This is a genomic window from Paenibacillus sp. MMS20-IR301 (genome assembly GCF_032302195.1).
Lineage (GTDB): Bacteria > Bacillota > Bacilli > Paenibacillales > Paenibacillaceae > Paenibacillus_AQ.
In genome coordinates, this window is the sequence record NZ_CP135275.1 from 1,441,359 (window position 1) to 1,462,781 (window position 21,423).

General features: G+C 53.1%; 19 protein-coding genes. 14 read left to right on the forward strand and 5 right to left on the reverse strand.

Annotated features, from left to right (window positions below):
• Position 1: 1 nt before the first annotated feature.
• The 3 genes from LOS79_RS06355 to ybaK all read left to right on the forward strand — a co-directional run bounded on the left by LOS79_RS06355 (position 2) and on the right by ybaK (position 1,676).
• Complete coding sequence (locus LOS79_RS06355) at positions 2–760, forward strand: ABC transporter ATP-binding protein (RefSeq protein WP_315417124.1); 759 nt, start codon at positions 2–4, stop codon at positions 758–760.
• A gap of 112 nt (positions 761–872) precedes the next feature.
• Positions 873–1,124: a YolD-like family protein gene (locus tag LOS79_RS06360; RefSeq protein ID WP_315417126.1), complete on the forward strand. Its 252-nt coding sequence runs from the start codon at positions 873–875 to the stop codon at positions 1,122–1,124.
• A 75-nt stretch (positions 1,125–1,199) separates the two neighbouring features.
• Complete coding sequence (gene ybaK / locus LOS79_RS06365; RefSeq protein ID WP_315417128.1) at positions 1,200–1,676, forward strand: Cys-tRNA(Pro) deacylase; 477 nt, start codon at positions 1,200–1,202, stop codon at positions 1,674–1,676.
• 61 nt (positions 1,677–1,737) lie between these two features.
• Here ybaK and LOS79_RS06370 read toward each other — a convergent pair whose 3' ends face one another.
• Together LOS79_RS06370 and LOS79_RS06375 are read right to left on the reverse strand one after the other, a co-directional pair.
• Positions 1,738–2,541: a phosphotransferase gene (locus tag LOS79_RS06370; protein WP_315417130.1), complete on the reverse strand. Its 804-nt coding sequence runs from the start codon at positions 2,539–2,541 to the stop codon at positions 1,738–1,740.
• A gap of 49 nt (positions 2,542–2,590) precedes the next feature.
• The gene (locus LOS79_RS06375) at positions 2,591–3,343 is read right to left on the reverse strand and encodes a YdcF family protein (RefSeq protein WP_315422027.1); all 753 of its coding nucleotides are present in this window, start codon (positions 3,341–3,343) and stop codon (positions 2,591–2,593) included.
• A 317-nt stretch (positions 3,344–3,660) separates the two neighbouring features.
• Between LOS79_RS06375 and LOS79_RS06380 the strand changes: the two genes are divergently transcribed.
• The 6 genes from LOS79_RS06380 (at position 3,661) to LOS79_RS06405 (ending at position 11,896) form a co-directional block, all read left to right on the forward strand.
• The gene (locus LOS79_RS06380) at positions 3,661–5,268 is read left to right on the forward strand and encodes a response regulator (protein ID WP_315417132.1); all 1,608 of its coding nucleotides are present in this window, start codon (positions 3,661–3,663) and stop codon (positions 5,266–5,268) included.
• 49 nt (positions 5,269–5,317) lie between these two features.
• Entirely contained in the window at positions 5,318–7,069 is a 1,752-nt protein-coding gene (locus tag LOS79_RS06385; protein WP_315417133.1) for a cache domain-containing sensor histidine kinase, read from the forward strand.
• Positions 7,070–7,082: 13 nt separating this feature from the next.
• A complete protein-coding gene (locus LOS79_RS06390; RefSeq protein WP_315417135.1) occupies positions 7,083–8,432 on the forward strand; it encodes an ABC transporter substrate-binding protein in 1,350 nt (449 codons plus the stop codon).
• 242 nt (positions 8,433–8,674) lie between these two features.
• Positions 8,675–10,036 (forward strand): ABC transporter substrate-binding protein, encoded by a 1,362-nt coding sequence (locus LOS79_RS06395; RefSeq protein WP_315422029.1) that lies wholly within the window; start codon positions 8,675–8,677, stop codon positions 10,034–10,036.
• Between the two features lie 83 nt (positions 10,037–10,119).
• Complete coding sequence (locus tag LOS79_RS06400) at positions 10,120–11,058, forward strand: carbohydrate ABC transporter permease (RefSeq protein ID WP_315417136.1); 939 nt, start codon at positions 10,120–10,122, stop codon at positions 11,056–11,058.
• Between the two features lies 1 nt (position 11,059).
• Positions 11,060–11,896 (forward strand): carbohydrate ABC transporter permease, encoded by an 837-nt coding sequence (locus tag LOS79_RS06405; RefSeq protein ID WP_315417138.1) that lies wholly within the window; start codon positions 11,060–11,062, stop codon positions 11,894–11,896.
• Between the two features lie 192 nt (positions 11,897–12,088).
• Here LOS79_RS06405 and LOS79_RS06410 read toward each other — a convergent pair whose 3' ends face one another.
• Both LOS79_RS06410 and LOS79_RS06415 read right to left on the reverse strand, forming a co-directional pair.
• Positions 12,089–12,442 carry a cupin gene (locus LOS79_RS06410; protein WP_315417140.1) on the reverse strand — a complete coding sequence of 118 codons (354 nt, stop codon included), beginning with the start codon at positions 12,440–12,442 and terminating at the stop codon, positions 12,089–12,091.
• Positions 12,443–12,478: 36 nt separating this feature from the next.
• A complete protein-coding gene (locus LOS79_RS06415) occupies positions 12,479–13,408 on the reverse strand; it encodes an AraC family transcriptional regulator (RefSeq protein ID WP_315417142.1) in 930 nt (309 codons plus the stop codon).
• Between the two features lie 182 nt (positions 13,409–13,590).
• On the opposite strand from LOS79_RS06415, the gene LOS79_RS06420 reads away from it, so the two are divergent.
• Positions 13,591–15,699 carry a glycoside hydrolase family 52 protein gene (locus tag LOS79_RS06420; protein WP_315417144.1) on the forward strand — a complete coding sequence of 703 codons (2,109 nt, stop codon included), beginning with the start codon at positions 13,591–13,593 and terminating at the stop codon, positions 15,697–15,699.
• Between the two features lie 37 nt (positions 15,700–15,736).
• Here the strand turns inward: LOS79_RS06420 and LOS79_RS06425 are convergent, their stop codons facing one another.
• Positions 15,737–16,837 carry a GerAB/ArcD/ProY family transporter gene (locus LOS79_RS06425; protein WP_315417145.1) on the reverse strand — a complete coding sequence of 367 codons (1,101 nt, stop codon included), beginning with the start codon at positions 16,835–16,837 and terminating at the stop codon, positions 15,737–15,739.
• Between the two features lie 175 nt (positions 16,838–17,012).
• Here LOS79_RS06425 and LOS79_RS06430 point away from each other — a divergent pair, with 175 nt between their 5' ends.
• The 4 genes from LOS79_RS06430 to LOS79_RS06445 all read left to right on the forward strand — a co-directional run bounded on the left by LOS79_RS06430 (position 17,013) and on the right by LOS79_RS06445 (position 21,328).
• Positions 17,013–18,524 carry a spore germination protein gene (locus LOS79_RS06430; RefSeq protein ID WP_315417147.1) on the forward strand — a complete coding sequence of 504 codons (1,512 nt, stop codon included), beginning with the start codon at positions 17,013–17,015 and terminating at the stop codon, positions 18,522–18,524.
• 1 nt (position 18,525) lies between these two features.
• Positions 18,526–19,749: a Ger(x)C family spore germination protein gene (locus LOS79_RS06435; RefSeq protein WP_315417148.1), complete on the forward strand. Its 1,224-nt coding sequence runs from the start codon at positions 18,526–18,528 to the stop codon at positions 19,747–19,749.
• A gap of 6 nt (positions 19,750–19,755) precedes the next feature.
• Positions 19,756–19,986 (forward strand): hypothetical protein, encoded by a 231-nt coding sequence (locus tag LOS79_RS06440; protein ID WP_315417149.1) that lies wholly within the window; start codon positions 19,756–19,758, stop codon positions 19,984–19,986.
• Positions 19,987–20,095: 109 nt separating this feature from the next.
• On the forward strand, positions 20,096–21,328 hold the full coding sequence (locus LOS79_RS06445) for an MFS transporter (RefSeq protein WP_315417151.1): 1,233 nt from the start codon (positions 20,096–20,098) through the stop codon (positions 21,326–21,328).
• Positions 21,329–21,423: the final 95 nt, after the last annotated feature.

Genomic DNA, 21,423 nt, shown 5'->3' on the forward strand with positions numbered 1-21,423 from the left:
AATGGGTAGCATCATTACAGGTATAAACATTGTAAAAAACTTAGGCAAGGGAAACGAGCAATCCAAGGCGCTGAATGAAGTAAGCATTGAAATAGCAAAAGGTGAATTTGTTGCTGTAATGGGGCCTTCTGGATCAGGAAAATCCACGCTGCTGTTCGCGCTCAGCGGCATGGATGAAATTTCAAGCGGTACGGTGAGATTTGGCGACACCGAGCTGTCTCAGCTCCGCGATAATGCACTTGCGGATCTCCGCCGTGAAAGAATGGGCTTTGTATTTCAGCAGCCCACTATGCTGAAAAACTTAAATCTTTTGGATAATATTATCTTACCTGCAGCACATCGGGGCAACAAGGAGACGGCAAAATTTACTCAAAAGGCGAAAGTCCTGATGAAGAAAACCGGGATTGCCGGGCTTGAAAGCAGGGATATCACTGAGGTTTCGGGCGGCCAGCTTCAGCGGGCCGGTATCTGCCGCGCCTTGATAAATTCGCCTGAGATTCTCTTTGCCGATGAGCCAACCGGGGCGCTCAACTCAAGCTCGGCGGAGGAAATCATGGGCCTGCTCGCGGACATCAACCAAGAGGGCACTGCCATATTACTTGTAACCCACGACGCGAAAGTAGCGGCCAGGGCGGACAGGGTTCTGTTTACGAAGGATGGGAAGATCGTTTCTGAACTGGCGCTGCAAAAGTTCCCCGGCAGGGATATGGAGGCGAGAGGGGAACAGGTACTTACCGGGATGAGCGCTGCGGGTATTTAGGTTGACGGAAGGGTGCCGAAGATATAACATTGGTAAAGGAAATAATAAATAATATCATATAATGATATTTTTACATCTTCTGGAAACCAGCTTAATCTATTGGAGGTACAGTGTGGCGAAGGCGAAAGTGGCAAAACGTCCAACCCGTGACGAGTTCGTCCTTGAGGAGCTGGGCAATCAGCTGGTTGAGGCAAAGCAGGAGGATTCTGAAATTCTGCTGACGGTGTGGGGTAAGGAAGAGCAGGTGCGCGGAGTAATTGTCGAGATGGATTCGCGTACCGGTAAGGTGCACCTCAGGAATAACGAAGAGATTATTAAAGTCCCGTTCATGGACATTATGCAGGTGGATTACCCAAGATATTAGCCGGCAGCTGCAGGAGCCTGTTCATCCAGGCGAAGGCTCCGCAGTACCGGGAACGTTGGCCGGAGGTAGCAGGACATGCAGGTGAACAAAACGAATGCGATGCGCATTCTGGATGCCAGAAAGACCCGGTACGCTATTCATACCTACGATAATGAGGATGGATTAATTCACGGCAGCGCGGTGGCTGAGAAGATCGGGCTGCCTGCGGAGACCGTATTTAAGACACTGGTTGCGCACAGCGGACCGCAGGCATATGTATTTGTTATTCCGGTAGCAGAGGAGCTTGACCTGAAGAAGGCAGCCAGAGCTGCCGGAGCGAAGAAGATCGAGATGCTTCCGCTGAAGGAGCTGCTGCAATGGACCGGTTATGTCCGCGGCGGCTGCTCGCCGGTCGGCATGAAGAAGCAGTACCCCACCTTCATTCACAGCAGCGGTGAGTTTATACCGGCTATTGCGGTTAGCGCAGGCCGGATCGGGATGCAGATGGAGCTTGAACCTAAGCTGTTGGCTGGTGTGGTGGAAGCAGTATTTACGGATCTGATAAAAGAGTGACACCGGATAAAAAGCCGGAAATCCTATTTATTTAGGGTTTCCGGCTTTTTTGGTATGCAGGTCAGCACCATTCCGTGAAATGGTTGGCTACAAAGCGGATCTCCCGCTCGTAATGTGCCAGGTGGCCTTCATCAACCATTGCTATAAAAGCAGGGTTGCCGCCCTCGGCGCCGTTCTTCAAGGTATCACACATGGCGGTCAGCCGCTCTATAATCCACTTCTGCAAATCAGCAGGAACAGGTATTCCGTATGCGCTGAAAAATAAAGCGATCCGCCGGCGTCTGTCTGCTGCATGTAAGTTCGACTGATAGGCTCCTGTGTGCCCTGTAGCATAATCAGGTACAAAGCTGGCCAGTGGCACCGAGGTGTACATGGAATACGCAATGTCCCACATTCGCGGCCCGGGTCCGGCCATGTCAAAATCGATCAGTGCCACCGGGACATCATGCTGAAAAACCACATTGTACAGTGCAGCGTCATTATGGCAGATCACTTCATACGCTTCAGGATCGGCATAGCTGAGCTGCCAGCTGCCGCCAGCAACGGGGGTAAAGCCCTCTGCTGCATCGTGGTAGCTGCGCATAAGTCTTGCTACGCCAGCGAGTGTCTCGTCAGACCACATATACGGCTTAAGTTCAGGGTAAGCATTGCCCGGAACTTCCCCGGCAATGTAACTCAGTATTTCACGCCCGGAGTTATCTATTCCGAGGAACCGCGGCGCTCCTGCGAAGCGCTGTTTCTCCAGATGCAGCAGCAGTTCATGGACATTTGGACTCCAGTACCCTACGGGGCGGCGGACGGTGTCCGCAGTGCGGACAATGTGATTGACATTCCCGCCGGTTAAAATCTCCTCATCATTTGCCACTATATTATGTCCTCCCTTGATTTCGTCCGCCCGGCTGGCATTAGTCCGCTTACGGCAGCAGCCTCGCCGCCAGCAGTCCCAGATACTCCTTCAATGCAAGAGCGGTTGTTGAGACGGCTCCGCCGGAAGGCGTGAACTTGTTAACATAGAGCGAGATGGGGCGGCTCGCCTGGTAATCGGTCGGGAAGGGCTGCGGCGATAGCCCGGCATTCTTGAACTGCTCCATGCTCCGCGCCATATGGAAGGCGGAAGTAACCAGCACCGGGCGGCTGAAGCCGTGCTCCTGCATGAGCCGGGCGGTGTTGACCGCATTCTCGTCCGTGTTGAGCGAGCGGTTCTCTGCCAGAATGTCCCCGGACGGAATACCGAGACCTATCAGCTGCCGCCGGGCGATATCGGCTTCGTTGCCGCTGTCAGCAAACACCTGTCCGCCGGAGAAGATAACCGGCAATCCGCTCTGCCGGTACAGCCGGACGGCTGTCAGCAGCCGGTTCGCTGCCGGTCCGGACAGATTGCCCGCTCCGTCCAGGTCCGGGGTGCCGGAGACAGCGCCCCCGCCCAGAACGACAATGACATCACCGTCTACAGCAGCCGGCTGGGTATATTTCTTCTCCAGGCTGCCAATCAGCAGATCACTGGCGAAGGAGGTCATCGACAGATAGAGCAGCAGCGTAACTGCGAGTAAAGTCAGCGCCGGGCGGCGGTTTTTTTTCCATAGCCAAAGGGCCATTGCCAGCAGCAGCACCACGAAAATTCCGGGCGGGAGAACAAAGCTATAGACAAATTTAATGAAATAAATCAATTCAGTCACCAACTTTTCAGAAAATTATGCAGCATTCCTAAGTTAACTTTTTAGCAGGATTAAATTCTTGTAGTATTGTACCATGAGACCGGCTGCTGATCCCAGCTTATAAGTGATAGTCAACTAACGCGCGGCTATGCTCCTGATCTGATTTTCTTAAAAAACTGCGCTTTCCGCTTAAAAAGCTTCACCTGGCTGACGCGCTTGCCATGGTACAGTATAATGGGATGAATCTCTTGTATCGCGGCAATTATGAATATAGACAGCCAGACGTTCAGCCTGGCATTAATCAATGGCAACCATGCGGAGGTGCAGCAATGAACAGAACAATCCGGGTGCTGCTGGCAGATGATGAGCCGGTCATACTGCGGGGGCTGAAGAAGCTTATTTCCTGGAGTACGCTCGGGCTGGATATCGTGGGTGAAGCGAGGGACGGCATAGAGCTGAGGGCGATGATTGAGAGCTGTAAGCCGGATCTGATTATCAGCGATATCAGTATGCCCGGTTATTCCGGTATAGATATTATCCGCGAGATCCATCAGTCGGGACGTACAATCAAGGTAATATTCATCAGCGCCTATCAGGAGTTTGCCTATGCCCGTGAGGCGGTGCAATACGGTGCACTGGATTATCTGGTCAAGCCTGTCAATACGGGCCAGCTGGAGCAGGTAGTCACCCGCGCCGCCACGTTGATCCGCCAGGAATCACAGGAGGAGCGCAACAAGGAGATGCTGAGAACCTATGAGCGGAGAAATTTGTCTGTCACCGTTGAGGAACAGCTGGAGCAGCTGACGGACGGCAATAAGGCAGCCGCTGTTACACTGGCCCGGATGGGCAATACAGCGATTACCCGGTATGCCAGCATCTGTGTTATTGAGACGGATGAATATAGTGATCAGCCTTCACGCTGGGAGGAACGGGAGCGCAAGCTTGTCGAATTCGCCTTGTCCAATATCATCAAAGAGACGGTGGATGAGCGGGGCAACGGGTATGTGTTCCGCAAGGGTGAACGGTTCAGCGTACTGCTCCAGCATGAGCAGCTGGCCGAGCCGCAGCAGTGGATGGAGGATCTGCACCACAAAATCAACAGCTTCCTGAAGCTGCAGGTCACGATCGGGATCGGAGAACCGGTGGGTGGTGTGGAAGAGGCGGCGGAGTCCTACCAGTCTGCCTTGAAAGCGCTCAGATTCCGCTATTTCGCCGGGTCTAACCGGGTAATCTCCTACACGGAAGAGCAGGCGGCGGTATCGTTGCAGGCAGCTGTACTTCCCGGTATTCAGAGCGTTCAGAGCGGCATCACCGAGGCGCTGAAGTCACTGGATAAAGAGCTGCTTACAGCCTTAACCGCCGAACTGCTGGATAACGTGTCCCTGCTGTCGGGAGGAAGCCGCAATCAGGCGGTGTCCCATGTGTATAATGCGATTATTCAGCTTGAAGCGGATATGGCCGATTTCGGTGTGGATGCCGGGCTGATGAATCAGGGCGGCAAGCCGCTGCTGGAGACGCTGGCCGATGCTCCGGCCTTCAGCACACTACGCCAGGAATTCGCTGCTGTGCTGCTTAGGATGCTGGAGCAGCTCGGCTGCCGGGCCGCCGGCAAAGAAATGCCGCAGCTGGCCCAGGTGAAAAGCTATGTGGAAGAGCATTATGCCGAGAATATCACCCTGGAATCGATTGCTGCCCTCGTGTATATGAATCCTTATTACTTCAGCAGCTTCTTCAAGAAGCATACCGGGCAGAACTTCAAGAATTACTTGACGGAGGTGCGGATGGATCATGCCCGCCGGCTGCTGCTGCAGAGTGATCTGATGGTCTATGAGATTGCCGACCGGGTCGGTTACAACAATGCCCGTCATTTCAGCGATATGTTCAAGAAGCAGTTCGGCAAGCTGCCGCAGGAATATAAGCAGTCTGTGAAGCACTGATGCCGTTCAGCCCGGATCATGAGTACAAGAGAGAGAGAAGGGGAGCTCCATGCTGATTTGGGGACGGGGTCCGAAAAGCATTTTTGTCAAATTTTCCGCATCCTTTCTGCTGGTCGGGCTGATTCCGCTGTTTGCCCTCAGCTTATTTTCCGTGAGAACCTTCTCCGGATATGTAGAGCGGTACACGACCAGTAATCTGCAGCAAATGGTGCTGTACATGAGCTATAATCTGAATTCGGCATTCAACCAGTACAATGAAGTGTCGAAATTAATGTATACCGGGCGTTATGAGGGCTTCATCGAGAGCTACTCGCAGAATCAGACCCAGAATGTGAATGAGCTGGAGAGAATCAACGCGATTCCCATTGATTCCTTCCTGAAGACCGTGCTGTTCAGTGATCCTTACATCTCAAGTGTGCAGTTTGTCCGCCAGTCTGACGGTAAAATGTATTATCAGGAGCGCGGCAACCGTTCGCTGAACAATGATGCGGTGCCGGCAGCCCGGTGGCTGGCAGAAATGGCCGGGGACCCGTCTAAGGTTGCGATATTCCCTAGCCATGAGGACAGCTATTTCTACGGCGCGAGCCGCCGGGTCTTTACGATCGGACGCAGCCTGATTGATACCTCCGGCCGGGTAACCAAAGAGCCGAAGGTTGTAGGCACCTTGTTTCTTGATGTCGATACCTCGCTGTTTCAGCAGTTTTTCCGGGAGCTGAGCCTCGGGGAGAAGGATGAGCTGTATCTGCTCGACGGGTCTGGACGGACGTATTTCAGCAATCAGCCTGCCGGCAGGGAAGAATCGGCGCTTACAGGGGATGAGCAGGGAGAGATGCTCGTGCTCAGTGAAGCCATTCCTTTTCTGAACGGCCAGGTTATCGCCAAAATCCACCGCGGCAATCTGTTCGAGCAGCTGCTGTCCGCCCGGACAACCGTGTATATTGCCATAGGCATGTGTGCTGCCGTAATGATTGTAATGGGGGCCTGGTTCTCAAGGCGCCTGGCGGCGCCGATCCGGGAGATGATCAAGCAGATGGCGGTTGTCGAATCGGGCAGGCTGGATACGCAGATTACCGTGAACAGCAATGATGAGATGGGCAGGCTGGCCCACGGTTTCAACCGGATGGTGGAGCGGCTGCAGGTCTACATTGATGAGGCCTATGTCGCTCAGATCAAGCAGAAGCAGAGCGAGCTGAACGCGTTGAAGAGCCAGATCCGGCCCCATTATCTGTACAACACGCTGGAAGTCATACGGATGAATGCTGTGGATAAAGAAGCCGGAGAGGTAGCCGATATGATACTGGCGCTCTCCAATGAGCTGAAATATGTCATAGATTACGGAGAGGACCGGGTCAGCATTGCCAGTGAACTGGCCCACCTGCAGAACTACTTCTATATCATCTCGGTCCGGTATGAGAACAGGTTCGAGCTGCATCTGGATATTGCCCCGGATATTGATCTGGACTGGCCGATACTGAAGCTGTCCCTGCAGCCGATGGTCGAGAATGCGGTTCAGCATGGCCTGCGCCTTCAGGGTAAAGGAACAGTCGGTCTTACTATAGAACGCAAGGAGCAGGTACTGGCAATTACGATTTATGATGACGGCGTCGGGATGGGCAGGGAGGAGCTTGCACGGATCAGCCGGCTGCTGGATGACCCGCAGGCACCAAGTAAAAATGTCGGCCTCAAAAATGTACATGAGCGTATCCGCACCAGCTTCGGGGAGAATTACGGCCTGACCATCAGCAGCAGAGAGCATATCGGGACTTCCATTACACTGACATTTCCGATCTTCACAGAATGAGGAGGCACTGAGCATGCCAATACGTAAATCTAATTGGACGGGCTTCCCGCCACTTCTGCTTGCAGCCGGCCTTCTTCTCTCCGGCTGCGGCGGCGGTGGGGATTCTGCCGGTACGGTAACGTCAGGGCAGAGCAGCCAGCACACCGGCAGTACGGCGGGCGGACCCGCGCCGGTGAGCTTCACGATCGGTTATGCCTCCGGTGATCCGGCAACGAAGCAGGCGATCGGGGAGACGATCAAGGCTTTCATGGAGTCCTATCCGCAGGTGAGGATTCAGGATATCAGCGAGAACGGCTCTTCGGCATACCTGGACTGGCTGAAGGTAAAGGATGCGGTAGGCGAGTTCCCCGATCTGGTAGAGATGCGGGACACGGAAGCTTTTGCAGGTGCCGAGAAGATCGTTCCGCTCCCGGATGAGCTGGCGGAATTGTTTGACGATCCGCCGCAGGTGGACGGCAAGGTGTGGAATGCACCGCTGTTTGTGTCCGCGCCGCAGGGCATTATTTACAGCAAGAAAGCCTATGCCGCAGCCGGGATTACCGCCCTTCCGGCAACCTATGATGAATTTTTGGAGGTTCAGGGTAAGCTTAAGGCCAGCGGAATTACTCCGCTTGCTGTTGGCGGCAAGGATATTTTTCATATCGGCTTCTGGGTCAATAAATTTCTGATCGACGATGTCTATGCGCAAGACCCGGACTGGAATGCCAAACGTAATGCCGGCAGTGTCAGCTTCACCGATGATAATGTGGTCCGGGCAATGTCCGATTTCAAGGAGCTGCTGCAGAACTATACAGACCCGGGCTGGGTAAGTACCGGAGATAACCTGACCGCGTCACTGCTTGTTTCCGGCCGGGCGGCGCAGCTGTTCTCCGGCTCCTGGATGTTCTCCCAGATCAGAGAGGCGGACCCGGGCTTTGAGTTCGGCTTCTATGCCGTTCCGGACCGCAAAGGAAAGCTGAGTGTCGTCGGCCTGCAGGCCCCGTCCGGCTGGTCCATTTCTGCGCAGGCAGCGGCCGACCCGCTCAAGAAGCAGGCGATCGGAGAATTTATCCGCTTCTTCTTTTCACCTGAACCTTACAGCAAATTCCTGTCCCGCATTGATTCCATTCCTTCCACCAAGGTAAAGGTAGCCAGGGAGACCAGCGAGCAGATGCAGACCGTGCTTGAGCTGATGGCCGATCCGCAGGTGACCAAATCGCTGATGATGAATATCTGGTGGGGGGATAATCTGATTCCGCCGCAATTCCGCAACTGGTTCTATAAGCTGCTGCAGGACATGGTTGTCCAAGACGGGGATGTACTGGAATATATGAAACGGGCCGATACTGAGTATGACAGGCAGGCAGAAGAATACCGGCACTAGCATTACAGCAATAAAGGTGAAGAAACGGGAGTCTGCGGACTTCCGTTTTTTTTGTTTAAGAATTTAATTGTTTGCAGGGCTGTTTCCTCTTAAATTTACCGCATATCCCCCTTAAAAAAGTTCATTCTAACCTTTCTTGCCGGATGCTATTCTTGAATCACAAGGAAACGCTTACGAGCGATGATGCGCACATCGGGCCTGCCGTTTCCGTGCTGTACACCAAAGGGGAGGTTATCAAAGATATGAAGAAGAACTCGATTACGAAATTATCCGTTATGCTGCTTGCTGCTACAACCGTACTTTCGGCATGCGGCGGGAATAATAATAGTGCCGGTAATGCCGGCAGCGGGAACACCCCGGCAACCGAGGCTCCGGCAGGGAATACTGCGGCTACTGAAGCTCCGAAGAAGGAAGTCAGCTTCACCATCGGTTATGCTTCCGGTGACCCGGCGACCAAGAAGGCCATCGCCGATACCGTCAAGAAATTCACGGATGCGAATCCGAATGTGACCATCAAGGACTTGAGCGAAACCTCATCTGCCGCTTATCTGGACTGGCTGAAGACCAAGGATGCGGTAGGGGAATTCCCGGATCTTGTGGAAATGCGTGATACCCAGGTATTCGCGGATGCCGGCAAAATTGTCGAGCTGCCTGCAGATCTGCTGGACTTGTTCGAGTCTCCGCCGCAGGTAGACGGCAAAGTATGGAACGCACCGATGCAGGTGAATTCACCGCAGGGAATCATCTACAGTAAAAAAGCCTATGCAGACGCAGGTGTTACCGAGCTGCCGAAAACCTATGACGAGTTCATCGCCATTCAGGAGAAGCTGAAAGCTTCCGGCATCACTCCGCTGGTTGTCGGCGGCAAGGATATTTTCCACATGGGCTTCTGGGTGAATAAATTCCTGATCGACGATGTATATACCAAGGACCCGGACTGGAATTCCAAACGCACAGCCAAGACCGTCAGCTTCACCGATGCAGGTGTGGTACAGGGAATGACGGATTTCAAAGAGCTGTTCACCAATTATGTGGACAAAGGCTGGCTCAGCACAGCAGACAACCAGACGGCTTCAATTCTGGTCTCCGGCAAAGCGGCACAGCTCTTCTCCGGCACCTGGATGTTCACGCAGATTGCTGAAGCAGATCCAAGCTTTGAATTCGGCTTCTACGCCGTGCCTGACCGCGAAGGTAAAGTGAATGTAATCGGCCTTCCGTCACCGGCCGGCTGGTCCTTATCTACGGATGCCGCCAAAGATGCGGACAAAACCGAAGCGATTAAAGAGTTCATCCGCTTCTTCTTCGCACCGGAGCAATATTCAGTCTACCTGGCTTCTATCAATGCCATTCCTTCGACTAAAGAGAAAGTAACCTATGAGACAGGCGAGCAAATGCAGGTAGCCCTGGATCTGATTGCTGACCCGAATGTAACCAAATCCCTGGCGATCAATAACTGGTGGGGCGATAATCTGATTCCTCCGCAGTTCCGCAACTGGTACTACAAGCTGCTGCAGGACATGGTTGTGAAGAACGGGGACGTAACCGATTATATGAAACAGGCTGACACTGAATATGACAATCAGGTCAAAGCCAATTCACTGTAAACTATAGCGCCGGAGGAGTAACCTCTGCTCCGGCAGAGGTTGCTCTCATCTAAACATACGCGCACCAGGGAGGGAGAGGAAGCATGGCTACATCCATCGTTAAAGCAGACCAGCCGCTTCTGGCCGGCGGGAAGCTGCACAAGAAAAAGAAAAAATGGCAGTCTTACGCGCTGCTGTTCATACTGCCGTCATTCCTTTTATACACATTATTTGTTATCGTGCCTACAGCAGGCAGCGTTTACTTAAGTTTTACGTCCTGGGACGGAATCAGCAGCGATGTCCGTTATATCGGCTTCGCCAACTTCGTGGAGATCTTCCAGAGTCCGCGGGTGCAGAATGCATTGAAAAATACAATGGTAATGACCATTACGCTCGTCGTGCTTGAGAATATCGCAGCGATTGCCATGGCCTTAATGGTCGACAAGGTACGCTGGTTCCGCAATCTGTTCAGAAGCATCTTTTATTTCCCGACTCTGCTCAGCGGCATCGTGATGGGCTTTGTCTGGGCGATGATCCTCAATTACAACTTCGGTGTGTTTAATCAGATCCTCAGCGCCATTGGTTTAGGCGACTATATCGTGGACTGGCTGGGCAATCCGAAATACGCCATGCTGTCGATTATTTTGTCAACGGTCTGGAAGGGTGCGGGCTATTATATGATTATCTATCTGGCCGGACTGCAGGGTATCCCGCAGGAGCTTAATGAAGCAGCCAGTATTGACGGGGCAGGCGGCTGGAAGCAATTCCGGCACATTACCTTCCCGCTGCTGGCAGGCTCGATGACGGTGTGCATGGTGCTCTCCATGATCAGCGCACTGAAGATCTTTGACCAGATTGCCGTAATGACCGACGGCGGCCCGGGCTTTGAGACGGAGACATTAACTTATATTATCTATAAAGTAGGCTTCGGTGAGCTGAGACAAGGCTTCGGCACAGCGCTGGCGATGGTTCTGTTCCTGATCATTCTGATTATTACAGTGATCCAGGTCAAATTCCTGCAGAAACGCGAGGTGCAGCTCTAAGATGAAGTTACAGACGAAGCGGAGATTGGCTGAAATTGCCCTGTTTGTCATTACAGTCCTGGTAGCTGTAGTTTTTTTCTTCCCGATCTTCTTTAATTTAATGTCCGCGTTCAAAAGCAATGCCGAGATTATGCGCGATGCGATTGCTTTTCCGAAGTCGCTGTACTTGGAAAGCTTCAAATATCTGCTCACGGAAACCGAGTTTCCCCGGGCGATTCTCAACAGCCTGATTCTGACCGTGGTGGCGATTGTCGCCCAGGTGCTGATCATCCCGATGGCCGGTTATGCAATTGAACGCCGGAATACCCGCTGGACGCGGCTGGTCTTCCTGTACTTCCTGGCCGGAATGATGATTCCGTTCCAGGCGTACATGATCCCGCTGTTCAAAGAGCTGCGGATGCTTGGTCTCTACGGCAGTCTGGCCGGACCGATTATGATCTATGTGGCCGGTGCGGTCGGCTTCGGCTGCCTGCTCTATACCAGCTTCGTGAAGGGAATTCCACAGGAGATTGAAGAGGCGGCTGAGATTGACGGCTGCTCGCGCTACGGAATTTTCTGGCGGATCGTGTTCCCGCTGCTCGGGCCGGTTACCGCCAGCATGGTGGTGCTGAACGGGCTGGGGATCTGGAATGACTTCCTGATGCCGATGCTGGTGCTGCCTTCAGGCCAGGCGAAGACGATGGTCGTGGAAATTTACCGCTATATCGGGGAATTCTCCTCGCGCTGGGATATGATTTTTGCCGGAACCGCCATGTCGGTTGTACCGGTGCTGATCGTATTCATCTTCCTGCAAAAGTATTTCGTCAAGGGCATCGCCTCGGGGGCGACCAAAGGGTAAGCCGCATTTGATCTTGTGCAATAAACAAAACTCCGTGCCATGAGAATGGTTTGCGGAGTTTTTATTTGCGGTTAGGGAAGCGATTACCCTCGCTGGAGCCGAATGTATTCGGTTTTTCATATACAAATGGCGCGCTTGATTGAAAAAAGCTGTATTGTGTCTCCAAGCCCATCCAAACATTAATCCCAGCGCTTATACCAGCGGCATACGGTCTGCAGGGTTTAAGCTGTCACTCTCAATTATAATCGCAGTTAATCCGGTATCTGTCCGGGTTTCATGCCATTCTCCTAATTCCCAATAGACAGCTTGGCCAGCATGAACAGCCGTGAATGCAGCTTCCTCACCCCGGACATAACCTTCGCCCTGCACAATCAGCAGCAGCTGCGGACAAGCCGCCTGATGATAGCCGATCATTCCTTGCTGCCCGAGATATACACAGCCGATATGAGCCTCTGCTCCGGTCCGGACGATCCGCGACATAATGAAATCGGAGTCAAAAGCGGAGATGGATTTCCCCGACTCCTGGCTAAAGCTATATATCTTCATATGAACCACCTTTATAAGTATAAGATAAAAGCCAAACTACTCCTTCACCGGCTCTGACTCGGCCGTAAGCTGGCGGTAGCCCATCGGAGGCAGGCCGGTCCAGCGCTTGAATTGTTTGCTGAAATGGGAGACATCGCGGTAGCCCAGCCGGTGGGCAATGCGTTCGACGGACAGGCTGTTATCCAGCAGCAGCAGCTTGGCGTGGCGGATAATCAGGTCGGAGAGATACTGCCGCGGCGGCAGCCCGTAGATTTGCCGGAACGCGCGGTTGCAGTGGTTCGGGCTGTAGCCGAGCTTGGCGGCAATATCCTCAATACTTCCGGCCCGGCTGCCGGTGGCCGCTGCGGTGAAGACGGATTCCTGCAGCAGTCCCTCGATCGCATTCGCCAGTGCAACGGTGTTCTCGGTAACCCCCGGCACCGTACTTCGTACGGGCGAGGGCAAGGCGGCCAGCACCCAGCCGCTGAGCGCGGTGAACAGCTGCAGTGAAGCGTTAAGCATAACCAGCCGGCTGCGCTGGGCATCGCTGGTACCGGACAGAATCGTGGAGCTGATTACAGCATCCAGCGAGGCGCGGATGGCCCGCAGCTCGGGGGTATCACCGCTCATGCTGACGGTATCCACGGTCATCAGGGTACGCCGCAGAATCAGATCATCGATGTCAAAATGCAGGCAATAATAAGTCATGTCCTCACCGGAACCCGTTCCCAGGCTGGAGTGGGACACCCCCGGACGGATGAACAGAATATCACCGCTCTGCTGGTGGTAAGTCTGTCCGCCGATGATCATCTGCTGCGAGCCCTGCAGCACAACATTAATTTCGAACATGGGATGAGTATGTACAGGGTAATGCCAGTCCTTGTCGACCTTCCGCCAGTGGGCGGCAAAGATATGAAAGGCAACCTGAAGATCCGGTGACATCCGTCCATCCAGGGAATGTAGTATGCCGGGTTCGTATGCGTTCATTGTCTACCTCTTTTTCGCTAATAGATGGTTCTATTATAGCATAGGGAAGGGCAAGCGATTGATTTGTCCAAATAATAGGCGGCTTTGCGCCTGTTCCGTAAGCACCGGTCCCGTTAACATAGAGCTTGAACCCGGTACTGCCGGGATACAGCGGGAAAAGGGAAAAGGAGTGCATTCACGTTATGCCGACAAATCAATTCTACAATGCCCATCATTCACCGATCGGAGCGTTTGCAAGCTTCACCCTGGGCTTCAAGGGAGCCTCAGGCGGCTTTGACCTGGAGGCGGGCCGGCCGCCGAGACAAAATATATATATCGGACTTCAGCGCAAGGATGGTAAAGGGTTCAACACACTGCCGTTCCATGAACTGGCTCAGGATGACGAGAGCAAACGCTATGATATCGAGAATCCCGACCACAATCCGAATAAGCCGCAGCTGCTCTACCCTTTCGCGGATGAGGAGATTACCCGGGATTTCCGCCTTGCTACGGACAGCTGGCAGGCTGGTGAGTTAACCTTCCGGATTCTTTCGCCGGTGCGCCCGGTACCTGATCCGGAGACGGCAACCGAAGCGGAGCTGAAGGAGGTGCTGCTGCCGGCGGTACTGGTCGAGCTTGAAGTAGATAATACTGCGGGTGATTCGGTCCGGAGGGCATTCTTCGGCTTCCAGGGCAATGATCCGTATTCTGCTATGAGAAGAATCGACAGCAATGCGGAGCTGGCAGGTGTGGGCCAGGGCCGGTTCCTGGCGATTGCTGCTGAGCAGGGTACGGCGAAGCCGGCTATGCACTTCAGTATGGAGGATATCCTGTCAGCAGAGCTGGAAGAGAACTGGACCTTTGGCCTTGGCCGGGTAGGGGCCCTTATTATGGATGTGCCTGCCGGAGAGCGGAAGACCTACCGGTTCGCAGTCTGCTTCCACCGTGCGGGTTATGTTACCTCGGGAATGGATGCCGCATATTATTACAACCGCTACTATAGCAATGTTGAGGCGGTTGCCGAATATGCGCTTGCCCAGTTTGATGAATTGAAGACGCAGGCCGAACAGGCGGACCAAATGCTGGAAGGTACCGGATTAAGCACAGACCAGACCTTCATGCTGGCTCATGCCATCCGCAGTTACTATGGTTCAACAGAGCTGCTGGATCATAAAGGCAAGCCGTTCTGGATTGTAAACGAAGGGGAATACCGGATGATGAATACGTTCGATCTGACGGTAGATCAGCTGTTCTATGAGCTGCGGATGAACCCTTGGACCGTGCGCAATGAGCTGGATATGTTTGTTGACCGGTTCAGCTACACGGATACGGTGCGGTTCCCGGGTGATTCAACCGAATATCCGGGCGGGCTCAGCTTCACTCATGATATGGGAGTGGCGAATGCCGTGTCGCGTCCCGGGTACTCCTCCTATGAGGTATACGGCATTGACGGCTGCTTCTCGCATATGACCCATGAACAGCTGGTGAACTGGATTCTCAGTGCGGCAGTTTATCTGGAGCATACCGGAGACCAGAGCTGGATGGAGCGCAATCTCACTGTTCTGGAGAGCTGTCTGCAGAGCATGCTGAACCGCGACCATCCGGACCCGGCGAAGCGCAACGGCGTAATGGCGCTTGACAGCTCGCGGACTATGGGCGGGGCGGAGATCACAACGTATGACAGTCTGGATGTATCCCTGGGCCAGGCACGGAACAATATTTATCTGGCGGGCAAATGCTGGGCTGCATATCTGGCTATGGAAAAAATCTTCAAGGATAACGGTAATCTGCAGCTGTCGCAGACAGCGGGCCTTCAGGCTGAGCGCTGTGCCGCAACGATTGTGGGCAGTGTTACTGAGGATGGCTATATCCCGGCAGTCATTGCTGAAGGCAATGACTCCAAGATCATTCCGGCCATTGAAGGCCTGGTCTTCCCTTACTTTACCGGCTGCAAGGAAGCTCTGGAGCCGGGAGGCCGGTTCGCGGAATATCTCGCAGCGCTGGACCGGCATCTCGGAGCGGTGCTGGTTGAAGGAGTCTGCCTGTTCCAGGACGGCGGCTGGAAGATTTCTTCCACCAGCAACAACAGCTGGCTGAGCAAAATATATCTCTGCCAGTTCATCGCCAGACAAATTCTGGGGCTGGAATGGGCAGAGGAGGGCCGTGCAGCTGATGCTGCGCATGTGTCCTGGCTCACCCATCCGCAGCTCTCGATCTGGAGCTGGAGCGACCAGATCATCTCCGGCGAAATTACCGGCAGCAAATATTATCCGCGCGGAGTGACGGCGGTGTTGTGGCTGGAGGAGAAGTAGCATCTGGAGCAGCCGGCAGCAATAAGCAGCTATAGAGCTAAGCGGCTGCTGCGCGTTCTTTCACTTTGTGGACAACGAGCAGAATAAGCGGCAGCACGAGTGAAACCGTGAAATCCCAGTCTACCCAGTAGGCTGGGATTTCTTTTACATAGAATATGATGTTCTTGGCAATCAGCTGCGAGAGGCCGTAGATCAGGAAGGCGACCGGAAAGATCAGCGGACGGTGGCTTTTCAGCTTTAACAATTGGGCAGTCCCCAGGACAAAAGCATAGAAATAGAGCGCAGTTTTGAAATAAGTGGTAATGATCCAGGCTGTAGCCATAAGCGCTTCAAGCCTCTGCAGGAAATTGGCGATATTAATCTTCTGGGCCAGCACATAGGCGGCATAGAAATTATGCTCTGAGAAATAGACGCCAAGGACGGTCAGTGAAAGGAACAGAATCAGGTTCAGTCCTGCCGATCCAAAGACAAGACACAAGAAAATATCACGGTTCGTCTTGCTGTTCTTCTGCGCGAAGGGATATACCATGAAGAACACGCAAAGCTCCCCGAACGGGTAGAACACGCCGAACATCACAGCATGCAGCATGTCGGGAAGAGGTGTATTTAGTATGGGGTAGATCCGTTCCAGCTTGACCTGCGGTAATAAGAGCAGCATCAGGCAGACGAGGAAGACAGCAAACAGGGGAAAGAACACCTGAGCGGCCCGGCTGACCGTTTCAAGCCCGAGGCGCAGGCCATAGACCAGGAGAACAATACTCATAAACCGGATAACCCCGCCGGGAGTTCCTTCATAGATCTGGGTACACATGAAATCCTCAATCTCTCTGACATAAGTAGAGGCGGCTATGATAAAAAAGAACAGATAAAATACCCCGATCACCCGGCCGATCCACTTCCCCATAATCTGCTGGCTGAGTTCAATAATCGTCTTGTTCGGATTGATATTCGCCACAGTTACCATAAGAAATACCGTTCCCAGACCCAGCGGAATACTGATCAGCGCGGCAATCCAGGCATCCTGATGGGCTGCTGTAGTCATGGCTGCGGGGTAGACGAGGGCCATATCCCCAATTAATGTGAACAGTCCGAGGATTACCAGCTGTGCTGTGCTGATCCGATCTTTTTCGATACTCATCTGTCTCCTCCATTTACAGTAACCTTTAAGGCCGAATCTTCCCGGATATTGGCTTAGTATGCCGCTGCCTTCCAGAATTATGTATTCCAAGCATAGGAGTTCTAACCGGAATAATTATCAAATCCTGCTGCCAAACTACACCATACAGAGGATGATGTGGAAAGCGGGGGTAGCTATGTTAAAGGATGCGCTTGAAGGGGAGTTGTCCCGCCGGCTTGCAGAGAATGAAGAACAGATCTACCGGCTGCTGGGCAAAAGCTCAGATCTGGTGCGGAAACAGCTCATGTTAGGGGAACATACGCAGCTTGCTATATTTTATATCGATGGGCTGGTGGATACAGGATTGCTGCATCATTCGATTCTGTATTCCCTTCAGGAGGAGCGGGCTGCGGATTTGCTGGAAGAGCTGACTCCGGATGATAAAATCGAGCTGCTGCGCAAACGCGTGCTGATGGCCAGTGACCTTACCGTTATCCGTGACTTCAGCCATTTCGTTCATGACCTGTTATCCGGCAATGTAATGCTGATGCTGGACGGGACGAATGCGGCACTGCGGATCGGGCTGCCCGGCTGGGAGGACCGTAATGTCAGTGAGCCTAATTCACAATCGGTAGTCCGCGGACCTATGGAAGGCTTCACAGAGAACCTGCGGACCAATACAGCCCTTATCCGCCGGAAAATCAAAGACAGCCAGCTGTGGCTGGAGACGGTCCAGATTGGCCGTGTCACCCAGACCAGTGTCTCTATTATGTACTTGCGCAATATTGCAAACGAAGAGCTGGTCGGAGAGGTTAAGCGCCGGCTGAGCCGGATTGATACGGACAGCATTCTGGAGAGCGGCTATATCGAAGAGTTTATTCAAGATGCTTCGTTGACCCCGTTTCCAACCATGTACAACAGTGACCGGCCGGATACGATAGCTGCAGGGATTCTGGAGGGGAAGGTGGCAATACTGGTGGACGGAACGCCGTTTGTCCTGCTTGCGCCGACTGTATTTGTTTCCTTTTTTCAATCGGCAGAGGATTATTATCAGCGGGCAGACATCTCCACACTGCTGCGGTTTGTACGTTTTCTGGCTTTCTTCATCACCTTGTTCGCACCTTCCTTCTATGTGGCTATAACAACCTATCACCAGGAGATGATTCCGTCTAATCTGGTAATCAGTCTGGCTGCCCAGCGGGAGACGGTGCCGTTTCCGGCATTTGTCGAAGCGCTGCTTATGGAATTGACCTATGAGATTCTGCGGGAGGCCGGGGTACGGATTCCGAAGAATGTCGGTCAGGCCGTGTCCATTGTCGGAACGCTGGTGATTGGACAAGCGGCGGTTGCAGCGGGCTTTATCTCCTCTGCGATGGTTATTATTGTATCAATAACAGCCATCTCAAGCTTTGTCATTCCCGAAGCCGGGATGGCGATTGCAGCGAGAATTATGCGTTTTGCCCTGATTGCCCTGGCCGGGTTCATGGGGCTGTATGGAATTCTGTGCGGAGTATTCCTGCTGGTGCTGCATCTGGTCAGCCTGCGTTCCTTCGGTGTGCCTTATATGAGTCCGCTCGGTCCATACCGGGCAGCAGATCTTAAGGATTCCATCTTCAGATTTCCCTGGCCGCTGTTAAGAACAAGGCCGAAAGAGAACAAGACGCAGAATCTCCACCGCCAGCCGCCGCTTAAACGGAAGGAGCCTTAAGATGAACCGGAGATTAACCCGGGCACTGTCGGTATGCCTGCCCTTGCTGCTGCTAACGGTGCTGCTCAGCGGGTGCTGGGAGAGGAAGGAGCTGAATGAACTGGCTTTTGTACTGGCTCTCGGGCTGGATAAGGCTGAGAGCGGCTATAAGGTGACAATGCAGGTGGTCATCCCGTCCTCCATCACTTCCCAGAGCGCCGGGGGAGCAGGTGGCGGCGGGGTTCCGGTAGTAACTTATTCATACAAGGTTCCAACGATTTACGAATCCCTCCGCAAGTTCAATTTGATCAGTTCACGGACCGCTTATTTCGGGCATATTCGGGTACTGGTTCTAGGGGAGGAACTGGCCCGGAGCGGAATTGGAGAAACCCTGGATGTACTCAAGCGGAGCCGTGAACCGCGGATGGATTTTTACACATTGGTAGCCAAACAGACGACAGCTGAGAGTATTCTGAAGGTTCTTACACCGCTGGACCGGCTGCCGGCCAACAAATTATTTAATGCGCTGGATAAGTCGTACAAGATTTCAGCCAGAACGGTTGCGGTGACGCTTGACACATTGATTGAAGATATGCTCTATGAGGGGATAAACCCGGTTTTGACTGGAGTGGAGGTCACAGGAGATGCTGCTGCCGGCGACAAGAAAAGCAATATTGAACAAACCACCCCAAGCGCCAGACTCCGGTATGAAGACGTGGCCGTATTCAGGAAGGATAAGCTGATCGGCTGGCTGGATGAGGAGGAAACCGTCGGATACAACTACATCACGGATAAAGTAACTAAAAATACAGGTCATTTCAAAGATAAAGACGGAAGCATTGTAGTCATTGAAGGATTGCAGGCCAAAACGAAGCGGAAAGTGAAAATTATTAACGGAGAGCCGCATATTTATCTCAGGGCAGAAGCCTTCTGCAATGTGGAGGAGGTTGAGGGAGCGGATAAGCTGGATACAGAGGGCAAAATCAGATCGCTTGAAGAGGAGTCCGAGGACAGAATCGTTCAAAGGATGAAGGATGTGGTTGAGCAAGTGAACAGCCGTTATAACGTTGACATCTTTGGCTTCGGGCGCTCCATTTACCGGACCAGTCCGGGAACCTGGGCCAGGCTGCAGGAGCAGAATAGGGAGGGGTATCTCCGGTCGCTGCCTATCCATTATGAAGCCAGCGTGACGATCAACCGGATTGGGCTGATTGATAATTCTTTTCTGGAAGACATAAAGGAGTGAATGCGGATGCTGATCGTGGTCTTTTTTCTTGTCATTGCGGCAGTTTGTGCAGCGCTGGATCTGCCTTCCTTCAAGGGCAAGGCGAAACGGCGTGACCTGCTCGTTACGGGTGTGCTTTGGATCTGCGGACTGGCTGCGACCATTTGCACGGTTCTGCAGATCGAGGTGCCCAGCCCGCTGCTGCTCATCATATTTATCTATAAGCCGATTAATGAGCTTGTAGGATTGCTGTTCTAAAGAATCCGGGATACTGTGCATTAATTCACTTAGAAAAGGAAGTAAATATAATATAATCCCAATAATTAACTCGGACTGGAATCAGCGGGTAATGAAAGGGGATGCCTAGGTGGACAAAGTACAGCTACACCGGAAGTACAGTATATTTTTAGGCGTTCTTTTGTCGGGGTATAATGTGGCCGACAAGCTTTACGGTGCGGTGTTTATCATTTTGATGAGTCTGCGCGGCGTTGATCCCTTTCAGATCAGTATTGTATTTGCCGTCTCTTCGCTGTCACTGGCGGTCTTTGATTATCCCAGCGGCAATTTGTCCGATCTCTATGGCCGCAAACGGATGACGGCACTGGGATTTATCATCTGGGGGGCGGGGCTGGGGATATTTGCTGCAGCTGGAGGCCTGGGGTTATTCATCGTCTCGTCTGTAGTCATGTCGCTGGGGATTGCGCTGATATCGGGTTCCCCGCAGGCCTGGTATTTCGATGAGATGGAGAAGCTGGGCATGGCCGATTATCCCAAAATCGCTCTGCCGCGGATCAGCGGGTTCGTCTCGGCGTTCGCCATTGTCGGTGCATTGCTGGGCACCTTGAGCAGCAGCATTCATTACTATTTGCCGGTTGCTGCAGCCGGGGTGCTGGCTGCTGCCCTTGGCGTATATGCCTGGCTCCGCTTTGCCGACAACTATGGCAGCAGAACCGAGAGCAGCATTGCCAAGGAGGTCTATGCCAGCTCGGTCCAGTTCATCCGCAGCGCCGAGATGCGGTTTATCCTTTTGCGAAGCATCTTGACCCATATGGCCCTGCTGGCTTTCCTGCTGTCGTGGCAGGTATATGGTGTTAATCAGCTGAAGCTGCCCGTGAATTCGCTCGGCATTCTGCTGGTGCTGTTCATGGCGGTCATCAGCGCGGCAAGCTTCCTGGTTTCTTATCTGGCCCGCAGAGGGGTAGCGTCCATCCGGATTATTATCAGCGGCACGCTGATCTCGGCACTCGGACTGCTGCTGGTCGGGTTATTCCCCTATAAAATCATTTTCATTGCCGGACTGCTGCTGTTCGAATTCGGCCTCGGGATGGATAAGTCATCCTCAGGTGTCTGGATACAGGATTTTATTCCCGGGTCCAAACGGGCCACCTTCACCTCGGGTCTGTCTGCCCTTCAGTCGCTGGCCGGGTTCCTGATTACGCTGCTGCTGGGAATGATGGCTGAGCATCTGGGCTATGCCTTCATCTGGTTCTTTGCCGCCGGTGCGCTGCTGGTATCGAATATCGTCCTGCTCTACTTCAATTCAAGATTCTCCCGGATCGGCAGCCAGCCGGTACCGCAGGATGTACCACAGGTATCGTGAAGCGCTGGCAGATTCTGATCAGGGATTCCCCCATGCAGTCTATCTGATGTACTATATATGAATAGCTATAGACAGATAGAGGGAATGGTGATGAC

What these genes read in the sequence shown, in the direction of transcription:
- LOS79_RS06355 (WP_315417124.1), top strand. Translation starts at nt 2, where the DNA reads ATGGGTAGCATCATTACAGGTATAAACATTGTAAAAAACTTAGGCAAG.
- ybaK (WP_315417128.1), top strand. Translation starts at nt 1,200, where the DNA reads ATGCAGGTGAACAAAACGAATGCGATGCGCATTCTGGATGCCAGAAAG.
- LOS79_RS06380 (WP_315417132.1), top strand. Translation starts at nt 3,661, where the DNA reads ATGAACAGAACAATCCGGGTGCTGCTGGCAGATGATGAGCCGGTCATA.
- LOS79_RS06385 (WP_315417133.1), top strand. Translation starts at nt 5,318, where the DNA reads ATGCTGATTTGGGGACGGGGTCCGAAAAGCATTTTTGTCAAATTTTCC.
- LOS79_RS06390 (WP_315417135.1), top strand. Translation starts at nt 7,083, where the DNA reads ATGCCAATACGTAAATCTAATTGGACGGGCTTCCCGCCACTTCTGCTT.
- LOS79_RS06395 (WP_315422029.1), top strand. Translation starts at nt 8,675, where the DNA reads ATGAAGAAGAACTCGATTACGAAATTATCCGTTATGCTGCTTGCTGCT.
- LOS79_RS06400 (WP_315417136.1), top strand. Translation starts at nt 10,120, where the DNA reads ATGGCTACATCCATCGTTAAAGCAGACCAGCCGCTTCTGGCCGGCGGG.
- LOS79_RS06405 (WP_315417138.1), top strand. Translation starts at nt 11,060, where the DNA reads ATGAAGTTACAGACGAAGCGGAGATTGGCTGAAATTGCCCTGTTTGTC.
- LOS79_RS06410 (WP_315417140.1), bottom strand. Translation starts at nt 12,442, where the DNA reads ATGAAGATATATAGCTTTAGCCAGGAGTCGGGGAAATCCATCTCCGCT.
- LOS79_RS06415 (WP_315417142.1), bottom strand. Translation starts at nt 13,408, where the DNA reads ATGAACGCATACGAACCCGGCATACTACATTCCCTGGATGGACGGATG.
- LOS79_RS06420 (WP_315417144.1), top strand. Translation starts at nt 13,591, where the DNA reads ATGCCGACAAATCAATTCTACAATGCCCATCATTCACCGATCGGAGCG.
- LOS79_RS06425 (WP_315417145.1), bottom strand. Translation starts at nt 16,837, where the DNA reads ATGAGTATCGAAAAAGATCGGATCAGCACAGCACAGCTGGTAATCCTC.
- LOS79_RS06430 (WP_315417147.1), top strand. Translation starts at nt 17,013, where the DNA reads ATGTTAAAGGATGCGCTTGAAGGGGAGTTGTCCCGCCGGCTTGCAGAG.
- LOS79_RS06435 (WP_315417148.1), top strand. Translation starts at nt 18,526, where the DNA reads ATGAACCGGAGATTAACCCGGGCACTGTCGGTATGCCTGCCCTTGCTG.
- LOS79_RS06440 (WP_315417149.1), top strand. Translation starts at nt 19,756, where the DNA reads ATGCTGATCGTGGTCTTTTTTCTTGTCATTGCGGCAGTTTGTGCAGCG.